15 protein-coding genes and 2 tRNA genes are annotated in these 12,251 nt (G+C 64.4%); 11 read left to right on the top strand and 6 right to left on the bottom strand.

The genetic code is table 11. The features are described 5' to 3' along the window. The 5 genes from ACKAE7_RS18950 to ACKAE7_RS18930 all read left to right on the top strand — a co-directional run. Positions 1-482, top strand: a 482-nt coding sequence (locus ACKAE7_RS18950) for a DUF3566 domain-containing protein (RefSeq protein ID WP_408980002.1), incomplete at its 5' end; no start/stop codon positions are given. A 97-nt stretch (positions 483-579) separates the two neighbouring features. Next, positions 580-653, top strand: a tRNA-Ile gene (locus ACKAE7_RS18945). A 69-nt stretch (positions 654-722) separates the two neighbouring features. Further along, positions 723-839, top strand: a complete 117-nt coding sequence (locus ACKAE7_RS18940) for a DLW-39 family protein (RefSeq protein WP_216636647.1) — start codon at positions 723-725, stop codon at positions 837-839. A 71-nt stretch (positions 840-910) separates the two neighbouring features. Continuing rightward, positions 911-986: transfer RNA gene (locus ACKAE7_RS18935), tRNA-Ala, on the top strand. Positions 987-1,084: 98 nt separating this feature from the next. Beyond that, positions 1,085-2,035 (top strand): EamA family transporter, encoded by a 951-nt coding sequence (locus tag ACKAE7_RS18930; RefSeq protein ID WP_190613068.1) that lies wholly within the window; start codon positions 1,085-1,087, stop codon positions 2,033-2,035. 21 nt (positions 2,036-2,056) lie between these two features. Here the strand turns inward: ACKAE7_RS18930 and ACKAE7_RS18925 are convergent, their stop codons facing one another. Further along, on the bottom strand, positions 2,057-2,932 hold the full coding sequence (locus ACKAE7_RS18925; RefSeq protein WP_190613069.1) for a glycosyltransferase family 2 protein: 876 nt from the start codon (positions 2,930-2,932) through the stop codon (positions 2,057-2,059). Between the two features lie 143 nt (positions 2,933-3,075). Continuing rightward, entirely contained in the window at positions 3,076-4,008 is a 933-nt protein-coding gene (locus ACKAE7_RS18920; RefSeq protein WP_188810628.1) for a hypothetical protein, read from the bottom strand. Positions 4,009-4,163: 155 nt separating this feature from the next. Between ACKAE7_RS18920 and ACKAE7_RS18915 the strand changes: the two genes are divergently transcribed. From ACKAE7_RS18915 to ACKAE7_RS18905, 3 genes are all read left to right on the top strand, one after another. Then, positions 4,164-4,709: a peptidylprolyl isomerase gene (locus tag ACKAE7_RS18915; RefSeq protein ID WP_104186651.1), complete on the top strand. Its 546-nt coding sequence runs from the start codon at positions 4,164-4,166 to the stop codon at positions 4,707-4,709. Positions 4,710-4,718: 9 nt separating this feature from the next. Further along, positions 4,719-5,597, top strand: a complete 879-nt coding sequence (locus ACKAE7_RS18910; RefSeq protein WP_188810626.1) for a rhomboid family intramembrane serine protease — start codon at positions 4,719-4,721, stop codon at positions 5,595-5,597. Positions 5,598-6,127: 530 nt separating this feature from the next. Then, positions 6,128-6,595, top strand: coding sequence for a carboxymuconolactone decarboxylase family protein (locus ACKAE7_RS18905; RefSeq protein ID WP_188810624.1), 468 nt, complete (start codon positions 6,128-6,130; stop codon positions 6,593-6,595). Positions 6,596-6,834: 239 nt separating this feature from the next. On the opposite strand, the gene ACKAE7_RS18900 is transcribed toward ACKAE7_RS18905, so the two are convergent. Next, on the bottom strand, positions 6,835-7,446 hold the full coding sequence (locus ACKAE7_RS18900) for a DNA-3-methyladenine glycosylase I (RefSeq protein ID WP_190613070.1): 612 nt from the start codon (positions 7,444-7,446) through the stop codon (positions 6,835-6,837). A 42-nt stretch (positions 7,447-7,488) separates the two neighbouring features. Beyond that, positions 7,489-7,740: a cell division protein CrgA gene (locus ACKAE7_RS18895; protein WP_059319430.1), complete on the bottom strand. Its 252-nt coding sequence runs from the start codon at positions 7,738-7,740 to the stop codon at positions 7,489-7,491. A 190-nt stretch (positions 7,741-7,930) separates the two neighbouring features. Between ACKAE7_RS18895 and ACKAE7_RS18890 the strand changes: the two genes are divergently transcribed. The 3 genes from ACKAE7_RS18890 to ACKAE7_RS18880 are packed head-to-tail and all read left to right on the top strand — an operon-like array spanning position 7,931 to position 9,536. Beyond that, positions 7,931-8,725, top strand: coding sequence for a class E sortase (locus ACKAE7_RS18890; protein WP_408980001.1), 795 nt, complete (start codon positions 7,931-7,933; stop codon positions 8,723-8,725). A gap of 2 nt (positions 8,726-8,727) precedes the next feature. Beyond that, on the top strand, positions 8,728-8,898 hold the full coding sequence (locus ACKAE7_RS18885) for a hypothetical protein (protein ID WP_190613072.1): 171 nt from the start codon (positions 8,728-8,730) through the stop codon (positions 8,896-8,898). Further along, a complete protein-coding gene (locus tag ACKAE7_RS18880; RefSeq protein ID WP_104186637.1) occupies positions 8,895-9,536 on the top strand; it encodes an aminodeoxychorismate/anthranilate synthase component II in 642 nt (213 codons plus the stop codon). The genes ACKAE7_RS18885 and ACKAE7_RS18880 overlap by 4 nt, the downstream gene beginning before the upstream one ends. Before the next feature lie 17 nt (positions 9,537-9,553). On the opposite strand, the gene pknB is transcribed toward ACKAE7_RS18880, so the two are convergent. Both pknB and ACKAE7_RS18870 read right to left on the bottom strand, forming a co-directional pair. Beyond that, positions 9,554-11,512, bottom strand: coding sequence for a Stk1 family PASTA domain-containing Ser/Thr kinase (gene pknB, locus ACKAE7_RS18875; protein ID WP_408980000.1), 1,959 nt, complete (start codon positions 11,510-11,512; stop codon positions 9,554-9,556). 15 nt (positions 11,513-11,527) lie between these two features. Then, positions 11,528-12,199: a PASTA domain-containing protein gene (locus ACKAE7_RS18870; RefSeq protein ID WP_408979999.1), complete on the bottom strand. Its 672-nt coding sequence runs from the start codon at positions 12,197-12,199 to the stop codon at positions 11,528-11,530. Positions 12,200-12,251 lie beyond the last annotated feature (52 nt).

Genomic DNA, 12,251 nt, shown 5'->3' with positions numbered 1-12,251 from the left:
GCCAGCCCGGCCAGCGCCCGGCACCGGGACAGCGGCCCGCAGCAGGCGGGCAGCGCCCAGCAGGAGGCGCTCCGGGCCAGGGCAATCCAGGCCTTGTGAAGCCTGCACCGAAGGCAAAGGTACGGCGCGCCCGGCTGCTCATCAGCAAGGTGGACCCTTGGTCTGTCCTGAAAATGGCCTTCCTCCTGTCCGTGGCCCTGGGAATCGTCACGGTGGTGGCCGCCATTGTCCTGTGGACCGTCCTTGACCTGACGGGCATCTTCGACCAGGTGGACAGCCTGCTGGGCACGCTGGCCGGCTCAGAGAGCGGCGGCTTTGAGCTGAAGAAGGTGGCTTCCCTGGGCCAGGTGGCCTCGTTCGCCACCATCATCGCGGTGGTGAACGTGGTCCTCCTGACCGCGCTTTCCATGCTTTCCGCTGTGCTGTACAACATCTCCGCCACCCTGGTGGGCGGCATCGGCGTTACCCTCACGGACGACTAAGGTCCGGTTTCCGCAGGCCTGGCAGCCGCGGAAAGGCCCGATTTGAGATCGGGCCGGGATGTGCTGTAAAGTCATGTCTCGGCCCGATGAGGCATCGGGGCGTATAGCTCAGGCGGTTAGAGCGCTTCGCTGATAACGAAGAGGTCCCAGGTTCAAGTCCTGGTACGCCCACGGAACCTGTGCAGGTTCAAGTGTAGGTTTGGATTGCGTAACCCGCAGCCGGACCGGAACGGGGAGCATGTGAAGAAGTTGCTTGTATTGGCAGCGGCAATCGCAGGCGTCCTGCTCTACCGGAAAGCACAGGAATCCGAGGCCCGGAAAGATGTCTGGAGCAAGTCAACCGACACGGTGGACTAGCCCCGGCGCCCGGAACGGAGCTGGTCAACGGCTCCCTGGTTCTAGGGTATGATTGACGGGTTGCTTCTTATGGGGGCATGGCGCAATTGGTAGCGCACCTGCTTTGCAAGCAGGGGGTTCGGGGTTCGAGTCCCCGTGCCTCCACCATAAGAAAGTCCCGGTCAGCGGAAACGCCGGCCGGGACTTTTGCTTTGTCACCGGAACCCCGCAGCCATCGGGTCCCGGCCGCGCATTAGGGTAGTGCAGTGAACTTCTTTCTCGCAGCCGTCGGCGTACTGGGCGTCGCCTCGTCCGGCCCCTTGATTGCTGCCACCCTCGGGGCCACCACCGTGAGTGCCCTGGCCATTGCCTTCTGGCGCAACGCCATCGGCGCTGCCGTGATGGCCTCTCCCACCCTCATCCGGGAGCCCCGGCAGTTCGGCAGGATCACCCAACGGGAGTTCCGCTGGTGCCTGCTGGCCGCCGTCGCGCTGGCACTGCACTTCGCCTGCTTCATCACCTCCCTGCAGCTCACCTCCGTTGCCGCGGCCACGGCACTGGTATGCCTGCAGTCAGCCTGGATAGCCGTGTTCCAGCTCTTCCGCGGGACCCGCCACCGGTGGCAGGTGCTGGCTGGCCTCGGCATCGCTTTTGGCGGCGTTGTTGCCATCACCGGATTCGACATGGGCTCTTCACCGGATGCCCTGCTGGGTGACCTGCTGGCCGTCGCCGGCGGGGCGTTGGCCGGCCTCTACACTCTGGCCGGGGGAAAAGCCCGGCAGAGCATGACAACGGGCACCTACACCACGCTCTGCTACGGAATGTGCGCAGCCCTGGTTGCCGTACTGGCGCTCTTTGGCAGGCAGCCCCTGGTGGGCTTTGAAGCCGCAGGCTGGCTGGGGATCCTGGCCATCACGGTCTGTGCACAGCTGGTGGGGCATACCGCGTTCAACCATCTGCTGGCCACCATGAGTCCTCTCCTGGTCTCCATGATCATCCTCCTGGAGATCCCGGGAGCTGCGCTTCTTGCCGCGGTATTCCTCCACGAAACACTTCCCGCCGGTACCTACGCCGGCCTGGGGCTTATTCTGGCGGGTCTCGCCGTTGTGGTGCTGGGCCAGCGGTCGGGCAAAGCCGCGCGCCGCGGAAGGCCAGCGGCAAACGGGCGGAACGAACCGCCGTCGGACCGGCCACTCGCGGAGCTGGGAACCGACTGATGCCGGCGCACTGCGTGCCCTCTACTGACCGCCGCGGCGCACAGGCTGGGCGGTATTGACGGTGTGGATGGCCCGCAGGAGCTTGGCCGGGAAGTACACGGAGAAGAACACCACCATGGGAGCCTTCAGAGCCATCTTCTTGACGTTGTGGGCCTTGTAGGTCCGGTCGAAGCGGGTGACGTAATAGCGGTAGTCCCGCGGTGAATCCTCAAGCCTGCGGGCAGACATCCCGGACACCATCTGGGGGCAGTACTGGATCTTCAGATCGTTCTCGGCCAGGTGCAGGGACAGGTCGATGTCCTCATGCATCTCATCCTTTTCATCCCGACAGGTTTCGGCCCGGATGGTTTCCCACGCGGTGGAACGCAGCGCCATGTTGGAGCCGAAGAGGAAATGGTATTGGTGCTTGGCCAGCTTCAACATGAGCTGGCGCATCTTGTCGTCTGCCTTGAGCCCGAAGCGGCGCATTGGCATGTCGTAGTACACCACCGGGCCCGTGGCCGCCTGGACGGAGTGGTCGAGGAACGCTTTCTGCACCTGCTCCACCCAGTCCGGCTCAACCACCGAATCCGCGTCGATCCTGCCCAGGACATCCCCGGTGGCATGGTCCAGCCCGAAGTTCCGGGTAGGGATAAGCCCCTGTTCCCTGTCCTGGCTGAGCAGGACGATGGGGGTCTCCGGGTACTCGAGCTGCATCTGTTGCACAATGCGGGCCGTGCGGTCCTTGGACAGGTTGTCCACCACCACGATCTCGTGGGCCGGTACGGACTGGTAGATGGCAGCTATGAGGCACTGCCGGATGACGCTCTCCTCGTTGTACGCCGGGATGACAATGGACACGCGGGGCAGGTCTGCTGCGTCGTTCAAGGCATCCCCAGAGGATTGTTCGGCTGACATCGGTTCAAATCTAGCACCGAACGGCTCCCCGCCTCCGAAACACCGGAACCATCGGAGACGGGAAAAGGGCCCCGCCCTGCGGCGAGGCCCTTTCCGGCTGCTGTTCCGGCCCACCGAGGACCGGGTACATCAGGACTGTTGATTCAGGACTGGGATGCGCCCTTGTCACCGTTGCCGATGTTGGAAGCGATGTTCTTGGTGGCGGTCTTCGCGTCCGTGGCGGCCTTCGCCGTGCTGTCAGCGGCTTCCTCGGCCACGTGCTTGGCCTTCTCGCCGGTTTCTTCAGCCTTGTCGGCGGTGGTGCCGGCCTCGGCGGCTGCCGGAGATGCCGTGGCTACCGGTGACTCCTGGACCTCGTTCACCGTGGTGGCGGGTACGGGTGCAGGCGTGGGTGTTACCGGGGACGGGGTCTTCCAGGGGTCTTCGACCGGCTTGGAAGCCTTCCAGGCCGCGACGCCGGCTGCAACCGCAGCAGCGATCACACCGAAAACCAGCCAGCCGCGCTTCTTCTTGGGGGGTTCCGGCTGTGCAAGCTGGATTCCCACGGTGCGGCCGGCTTCGGTTGCTGCGGCCTTCAGCTGGGTACCGGTGGCCTGCGCCTGTTCCTGGATGGCGTGGATGATGCCCACATCACCGAGTTTGTGGGCGACGGCATCCACCCGAGCAGGCGTATTCTCCAGCGTGCGGTGCACGGCGTCGGAGGCAGAACCGATCTGGTCCGAAAGTCGAGGCAGGTATTCCACAACCACGCGGTCACGGGCGTTCAGGATCACCGGGGTTGCTTTGTCCAGGGCCTCGTGCAGGCGGGGCGACGCGTTGTCCACAGCGTCGTTGATCCTCGGAGCGAGCTGGGCCAGGCCGTCCTGGATGCGCGGGGTCACCGTTGCAACACCGTCGGCCAGGTTGTGGGCCGCGGACTTCAGGCCTTCCTGGACCTTTGGAGATGCGGTGTCCAGGCCATGCTGGAGGCGGTCAATGGCTGCTTCCACACGGGGGGTTGCCCAATCCTTGGCATTCTCCACTGCGCTGGTGACTGACAGTTCAAGGTCACGGGCAATACGGTCCGACTTCTTCACAACTACCTCCCGATTAATGTGACGGTTCTGTGGTTAGCCTACGTGGCTTGGTGTTCACCTGCTATTCCCCCAGCGGATTTTAGGAGGATTTCACCCAGCGCGGAACTGCGGCGGCAGCCGTTCGCTCCCAGGGCCGCCGTGGAAGAATAGGGCCTATGACTGCCATCGCAACAGCAAAAGCAACCATTCACACCAGCCTCGGCGACATCGTCGTCAACCTTTTCGGCAACCACGCCCCCAAGACGGTCAAGAACTTCGTTGGCCTCGCCACGGGTGAGCAGGCATGGACCCACCCGGAGACCGGCGAAGACAAGAGCGGTACGCCCCTGTACAACGGCACCATCTTCCACCGCATCATCAAGGACTTCATGATCCAGGCCGGCGATCCGCTGGGCCGCGGCACGGGCGGTCCGGGCTACCAGTTCGACGACGAGATCCACCCCGAACTGGGCTTCAACCAGCCCTACAAGCTGGCCATGGCCAACGCCGGCATCCGGATGGGCAAGGGCACCAACGGCTCGCAGTTCTTCATCACCACCATCCCCACCGACTGGCTGCAGGGCAAGCACACCATCTTCGGTGAGGTGGCAGACGACGACTCCAAGAAGGTTGTTGACGCCATCGAGGGCGTGCGCACCGGCATGGGCGACCGTCCGGTGGAGGATGTCACCATCAACAGCATCGACATCGAACAGCTGTAATACCGCACCATGAGCTACGGAATTCCGGCGGCTGAGCCGTCCGCCCAGGTTCCGGTGTGCCCACGGCACCCGGACCGGCCCTCCTACGTCCGCTGCCAGCGCTGCGGACGACCGGCCTGCCCCGACTGCCAGCGGGCGGCCGCCGTCGGATTCCAGTGTGTTGACTGCGTCAACGAAACAAAACGTACGACGCCGGAGGTTCGGACCGTCTATGGCGGCGCCGTAGCTGCCGGCAAGCCACGGGTGACGTTCGGGATCATCGCCCTGTGCGGTGTGATGTATGTCCTGCAGTGGCTGGTGCCCAACGATGGCATCTACCAGAGCCTCGGCTTCGCCAACTACTACGCGGAGCCCCAATACGGGGAATTCGAACCGTGGCGGATGCTCTCGGCCGCATTCCTGCACTCACAGGGGTTTATCCTCCACATCGCGCTGAACATGTACATGCTGTGGATTTTCGGCCAGGCCCTTGAACCGCTCCTGGGCCGTATCCGGTTCCTGGCGTTGTACCTGTTGTCAGCGCTGGGCGGCTCTGTCGGCTACCTTCTGCTGACTCCGCTCTATACACCTGGTCAACCGCTGTACGGAGTGGTCGGTGCTTCGGGTGCCATCTTTGGCCTCTTCGGGGCCATGCTGCTGGTGCAGCGCCACCGTGGCGGTGACACCCGGCAATTGTGGGTCCTCATCGCGATCAACGGGGTGATCGGGTTCATCATTCCCCAGATCGCCTGGCAGGCGCACTTGGGGGGACTTATCACCGGCGGCCTCTGCGCCGCGGTCCTGGCCTACACTCCGCGCGGTCCGCGGCAGCGGCTCCTTCAGGCGGCAGGACTGACCGGAGTCCTCCTGCTGCTCATTGCCCTCAGCTGGATACGGATTTCCCTCTAGGACCAGGTTCGGGCAGCCGATACCCACAGCACGCACAAGAAACCCCGCCGTCCCGAGGACGGCGGGGTTTTTGTTTTCCACAGCCCTTATCCACAATGTTGGTAACTTACAGGCATGTAGTTCATCGTGAAGACCCTCCCAGACCGCTGAATTGGGGCCGTTTTCCCCAGAACAGGCCTATTTTTCTCCACAGTTGTGGATAACGTCTGGGGATATGGGTGTGTTTAAGTGGACAAACCGGCCGCAGAATGAGGTTCTGTGGATAACTCCGGGAAAATTTTTCCCCAAGGGGCCCGGGCCGCTGTTCAGAACGGAACTATCAACACCGTTATTCACACTGTTAATAAACAACAACGCTGTAGTTCACATCTGTAGACGGGCCCGCATTGCAGTGTGCAGGCCTCGGCGGCCCAGCTTTACTCCGCCGGTATCCACAACTGTGGATAACTTGTGGGTATCGGCATGTTGGTAAGTGGATAAGCACCGGGCGCCTACCCTTGGCTTACGTCCGTTTTCCGACAGGAGGGTCCATGACTGCGACCACAAAGCACATCTTCCTCGACAAGCAGCACCCCGCCGTGTGGCGCGCACTCAATGGCCTGGGGCTCAAGGTCAAGGAAGCGGCGCAGGAAGCGGGAATGGAGCCCAGGACCATGGAACTCCTGCACGTGCGGATCTCGCAGCTTAACGGCTGTGCCTACTGCCTGGACCTCCATGTCAGGGATGCGGTCCAGGCAGGAGAGTCTCCGCAGCGGCTGGCCGTACTGCCGGCCTGGCGGGACACCGCACTGTTTACCGAAAAGGAGCGTGCCGCCCTGGCACTGGCCGAGAGCATCACGTCCCTCCCCGGCCACGGCTCACAGGAGCAGGAGGAAGCCTATGCCAGGGAACACCTGACGGAGGAGGAATTCTCCGTGGTCAGCTGGCTGGCCATTGCCATGAATGCCTTCAACCGGGTGTCGATCACCAGCCACCACCCGGTCCGCAAGGAGCGCTAAGCCTGCCGGGTCTGTCCCCGTCCGTTATCCACAGGTATTCCACACTGTTAATAACTGCGTCCGGGATGCAGGATTAGCGCGTGCCGCCGTCGCGGCGCGGATCGGGACGTTGAACGTCTTCCGATGGGCGGATGGCTGTGGATAAGGTTCCCAACAGCTGGGGAAAGCGCGCGGGCCCTGGTGTCATGCGGCCGCCGTTGGCGCAGTAGATCGGGCGGGCCTGCCAGGGGTGCTTCCGCCTAGCCTGCGTCCGGCCAAACCCCGGAGGATCCCCGCCGGTGGCTTCCCACCAGATGGGTGTCCACCATTCCGATGGCTTCCATAAGGGCGAACATGGTGGTGGGGCCCACGAAGGCGAAGCCCTTCTTCCGGAGGGCCTTGGAGAGGGCTATGGATTCCGCCGTCTGGGTGGGGATGTCCGTGTGGGTCCGGGGGCGGGGCGTTGCTTCGGGCTGGAACTGCCACACAAAGTCCACCAGGCCGCCGTCCTGCCGCAACGAAAGAGTCGCGTGGGCATTGGTCACCGCGGCACGTATCTTCAGCCTGTTCCGGACAATGCCGGCGTCCTGCAACAGCCGCTCGACGTCGGCCTCCGTGAACTGTGCAACGGCGTCGGGGTTGAAGCCGGCAAAAGCTGTCCGGAACGCGGGGCGCTTGCGCAGGATGGTGGCCCAGGAAAGCCCTGCCTGGAAACCTTCCAGGCAGATGCGTTCGTAGAGGCCATGCTCATCCCTGACGGGCATGCCCCATTCGTGGTCGTAGTAGTCCCGCAGCAACGGGTCCGAGGACGCCCACGCCGGGCGGGCCAGGCCGTCTCCGCCCAACAGGACACCGTGATCGTCAGGGGGCATGCGTTTCCCTAGGGGCTAAGCTCCGGCCGTCCGGGAAATAAGCTATGAGCGCCAGCGGGTGGTCATCAGGAACCCAATGATGGCGATACCGAAACCGGCCACGATGTTCCACGACTCCCATGCCTGGACGGGAAAGCGTCCTTCGCTGATGTAGAACGTGATGATCCAGAAAAGGCCGATGATCATCAGTCCGAACATCACGGGCTTGAACCACACTGCGTTCGGCTTGTACGTCTGGGAAGAAGCCTGCGGGGCGGTGCTGGCAGTCTTCTTGCGTGGCTTTGACTCGGGCACTGGCTCTCCTTGGCGGGCTGAGGCAAGCTCGGCGTTCCGGGCTTGGTATCCTGCAAGAAGGAAATTGCCAGCGGTCTGCGCGATCTTGATCAAATACTTGCTTGGTCAAATCTGGATTCTTACTAGCAGCCAATTCTAGCCGTAGTTCATGGGCCGCCGGTGCCCGATGGAACCGCCCCAAGGAGAACGCGTGGTGTTGCAGGAGAAGGCGGGGCGAGCCGCTGCGGCGCCTGCCGGCGTCGTAATTCTGCGTGGAGCAGTCCAGGTGGTTGGCGAACTGCTCATCACCGCCGGCATCATCCTCCTGTTGTTCGTTGCGTGGCAGCTGTGGTGGACCAACGTCGAATCGGACGCCAGGCAGAGCCAAGTGATCAAGGAATTCGCGCAGGACCTCGGCGGCGCTGCCCCGGCCGGACCAGCCGCCCCGGACGCTTCTCCGGCTCCCACCGGGGAGGACTTCGGCGAGCCAGTGGTGTCCGCCGCACCCGGCCACGCCGGCACTATCGGCATCATGTACATCCCGCGGTTCGGCGCGAATTACACCCGCCCCATCGTGGAGGGCACCACCAGCGATGTGCTGGACACCTTGGGGCTGGGACACTACGGCACCACCGCCATGCCGGGAGCAGTTGGCAATTTCGCCGTTGCCGGGCACCGCCAGACCCACGGCGCAGTCCTGGACAACATCCACACCCTGGTTCCCGGGGACAAGATCTACGTCCAGACCAAGGACGGCTATTACGTCTATGTCTTCCGCAACAACCAGATCGTGATGCCATCGCGTACCGACGTCCTGGAACCGGTGCCGACACTCCCGGGGACCGTCCCCACCGAAAGATACCTGACCATGACAAGCTGCAACCCCCGCTTCGGGGCCGAAGAACGCATTATTGCCTACTCGCTCCTGGACAGTTGGCGCCCCGCCTCGGCAGGTCCTCCCGCCGAAATCGCGGACCAGGTGGCTGCGGCGATCGGAAAGGGCTGAGCATGTACGGCTGGATCTTCCGGAATCTTCCCGGGCCCCTGTGGCTGCGGATCGTCACCTCATTGGTGCTCATCGCCGCCGCACTGGTATTGATGGTTCAGTTCCTTTTTCCCTGGATGTCCGAATACACCCAATTCACCGACTCAACGATTGGTTCAGCAAGCCAGCCATGACCACAACCAAAATCCTCGTGGTGGATAACTACGACAGCTTCGTCTACACCCTGGTGGGCTACCTCCAGGAACTCGGCGCCGAGACCACGGTTGTCCGCAATGACGACGTCACACTGGCGGAGGCCATTGAACTGGCCGGCACCCGGGACGGTGTGCTCATCTCACCCGGTCCCGGCAACCCCGCGGAAGCCGGGGTATGCATTGAACTGATCAAGTGGTGCGGCGAGAACAGCGTGCCGATGTTCGGTGTGTGCCTGGGGCACCAGGCCCTGGCGGAGGCCTTCGGCGGGAAGGTCACGCACGCCCCGGAGCTGATGCACGGCAAAACGTCCCTGGTACAGCACATCGGCACGAGCGTCTTCGCCGGGCTCCCCTCCCCCGTTACCGCTACCCGCTACCACTCGCTGGCAGCCGTCCGCGAATCGATTCCAGACGTCCTTGAGATCACCGCCGAGACCGCAACAGGGGTGGTGATGGGACTCCAGCACCGGACGGCGCCGCTGTGCGGCGTGCAGTTCCACCCGGAGTCCGTGCTGACCGAAGGCGGCTACCAGATGCTGGGGAACTGGCTGGAGTCGCTGGGGATGAAGGGCGCAGCAGCCCGGGCAGCCAAACTGAGTCCGCTGATCCAGCACTGACCTGCAGGCTGACCCGCTCAGTCGTCATCCTTGTCAGTGGGGGTCGGCTTGGGTGTCGGCGTCGCTGTCGGCTCGGGGCTCGGCGGGGGCGGCGGCGGAGCTTTGGCCACCACGATCGTGACGGTCTTGCCCTGCTCCACTGTGGCGTTGACCGGATCGCTTTGGTCCGTCACCCTCCCCGCCTCCACCTGGGCGTTCTCCACCTCGATCACCGCAGGGACCAGGCTCAGTTCCTTGAGCGCCGCTTCAGCCTCTTCGCGGGTGCGTCCCCGCAGTTCCGGCAGCGCAACCTTGCCCGTGGACACAATCAGTTCGACGCTGGTTCCCACCCCGACCATCTGGCCCGGCGCGGGGCTGGTGGTGATGACAATTCCGGCAGGAACCGTGGCGCTGTTGGCCGTGGTGGTGGAGGGTGCTCCAACCAGTCCGCTTTGGCGCAGGATATCCCTGGCTGCCGCTTCCGTCTTCCCCGGGAGGCTTTCGGGAATCACCACGGCGCTGGGGCCCTCAGAAATGTTCAGGACCACCTCCGCCCCCGGATCCATGGACGCGCCGGACTCCGGTTCGGTGCCGATGGCCGTGCCCTTGGGAACGGTATCGTGCTGCGACCGGACAATCCTTGGCTTGAGATCGGCGTTGTACAGTTCCTGCAGCGCCGCTGATTCTGTCATGGCAGCGACCACCGGGATCTGGACTTTGGGAATCTCCGGGGCCGGCCGGTTGACGGTGCTGTACAGCCACAGCGCACCGCCGGCCAGGACGAGCAGGGTGAGGACCACCAGGGTGGCAATCCATGCACGACGGCGGGACTTTTGCCGGGGGCTCGGCTCACGTTCCGGGGGGAGGCCAAGCGGCATCGCCTCCGCCTGGGTCCGGTCATCCATGCCGGCGGCCAGGGGGAAACCGGCCCTGCCGTCACCGGCGGAGGCATGTGTTGCGGCCAGCCTGCCGGTAGGAGCATCGTCCAGGAAACCGGCCCCTGTAACACCGAACGCTTCGGTGGCCGGAGCAGACGGGGCGGGGACGTGGTCGTTGGGGTCCGTTGGGGCTTCGGAGGCCGGTACAGCAGGAACCGGCACCCCCGACCGGGCGGCGCGCAAGGCACGGCGGAAGGCTGCCGCATCCTGGAACCTGTCGTCGCGGTTCTTTTGCAGGGCCTTTGCCAGCACGCTGTCCAGGGCCGGAGTGACCTCCGGATTGAGGGTGCTCGCCGGCTCCGCTATTTCGCGGACGTGCTGGTAGGCCACCGAAACGGGGCTGTCGCCGACGAACGGCGGACGGGACGTGAGCATCTCGTACAGCAGGCAGGCAGCGGAGTAGAGGTCGCTCCGGGCGTCTACGGCTTCACCGCGGGCCTGTTCGGGAGACAGGTATTGGGCAGTGCCCACCACGGCCTGGGTTTGGGTCATGGTGGCCGAAGAATCCGCGATGGCGCGGGCGATCCCGAAATCCATCACCTTTACCGAGTTGGTGCTTTCGCAGTACATCACATTGGCCGGTTTGATGTCCCGGTGGACAATCCCGGCCTTATGGCTGTATTCGAGCGCCCCCAGGACGCCCATGCAGTAGTCGATGGCCTGGCCAATGGTGACGTCGTGGCCGCGGATAAGTTCGCGGAGGGTCTTTCCCTCCACGAACTCCATCACGATGTACGGCACGCGGACGTCCTCGGAGCCGTCGTGGACGAGGTGCTCGCCTGTGTCGTAGATGGCGACGATGGAAGAGTGGTTCAGGGCGGCCACAGCCTGTGCTTCGCGCTTGAACCTGGCCTGGAACTGCGGATCACGGGCAAGGTCCGGGCGCAGCAGCTTGATGGCCACCGTCCGCCCCAGCCGGGTGTCCACGCCGCGGTACACGTCCGCCATGCCACCGCGCCCGATCAGGCCGCCCAGCTCGTAGCGGCCACTCAGGACGCGGCGGTTATCCACCGGGAGGCTGTCCTCACGGTGCAACGGGGTGCGCGATGACTCATTCATGGGATGTCCTGGCGGCTACTGGTTGCAGGTTGGGGGCGTACCCGGCTGCTGGCCGTCCGTGCAATCGGGCAGGGGTGACTCCAGGGCGGGCGCCGCCACCGAGGAGGTGGTGGGTGCCGCCGTAGGAGCTGGCACGGGAGCAGATGTTGTGGGCTCGGGTTCGGGCGCCACGGCATAGACGACGGTGATGGCAGTGCCCTCCGGAACTGCCCCCGTGGGGTTCAGTTCCAGGACCCGTCCAGGGGCATCGGCGGTGCTCTCCTGCGGAACAACCGTAACGGCGAGCCCCAATGCAGCGAGGTCTGCCTGCACCTGCCGGTAGTCCTTGCCCAGGTAGGCGGCCGGTATCACGTTGACCAGTTCCTGGGTGGGCTCGGAGGTCGGCGTCGGCGTCGAGCGGGTCTGCGTGGGGGTGGCGGACTGGCTTGTCCTGGTGGGGCTTGCGCTGCTCGGTGCCACGCTGCTTGTAGTCACCGCGGACGTGGGGTCCTCGGAGGGGAAAAGGATTCCCCGCTGGCTGAGGAAGAACCCCACCAGCGCGAACAGCAGCAGCAGGATCAGGGCGATGAGCGGCCACGTCCAGGGACTGCGGCCCTTGCGCTGGGGCTCATCGGCGGGATCGTCGTCGTACGTTGCCTCTTCCGGAACCCACTTGCGCTCCGCGGCGAGGGCGTTGGCCCTGGCCAACGTCCCCTGGGGGGGCAGCCGCCGACGCCGACGCCCCCCAGGGGACGTTGGC

It is taken from the genome of Pseudarthrobacter sp. NKDBFgelt (genome assembly GCF_046097905.1).
Taxonomy (GTDB): Bacteria; Actinomycetota; Actinomycetes; order Actinomycetales; family Micrococcaceae; genus Arthrobacter; species Arthrobacter polychromogenes.
Note: the sequence above shows the minus strand (reverse complement) of the source record. Positions and strands in the feature narration are given on the sequence as shown.

Excerpts from the sequence above, each read along its gene's own strand:
- ACKAE7_RS18925 (WP_190613069.1), bottom strand. The coding sequence starts at position 2,932 with ATGTCAGCCGAACAATCCTCTGGGGATGCCTTGAACGACGCAGCAGAC.
- ACKAE7_RS18915 (WP_104186651.1), top strand. The coding sequence starts at position 4,164 with ATGACTGCCATCGCAACAGCAAAAGCAACCATTCACACCAGCCTCGGC.
- ACKAE7_RS18910 (WP_188810626.1), top strand. The coding sequence starts at position 4,719 with ATGAGCTACGGAATTCCGGCGGCTGAGCCGTCCGCCCAGGTTCCGGTG.
- ACKAE7_RS18905 (WP_188810624.1), top strand. The coding sequence starts at position 6,128 with ATGACTGCGACCACAAAGCACATCTTCCTCGACAAGCAGCACCCCGCC.
- ACKAE7_RS18900 (WP_190613070.1), bottom strand. The coding sequence starts at position 7,446 with ATGCCCCCTGACGATCACGGTGTCCTGTTGGGCGGAGACGGCCTGGCC.
- ACKAE7_RS18885 (WP_190613072.1), top strand. The coding sequence starts at position 8,728 with ATGTACGGCTGGATCTTCCGGAATCTTCCCGGGCCCCTGTGGCTGCGG.
- ACKAE7_RS18880 (WP_104186637.1), top strand. The coding sequence starts at position 8,895 with ATGACCACAACCAAAATCCTCGTGGTGGATAACTACGACAGCTTCGTC.
- pknB (WP_408980000.1), bottom strand. The coding sequence starts at position 11,512 with ATGAATGAGTCATCGCGCACCCCGTTGCACCGTGAGGACAGCCTCCCG.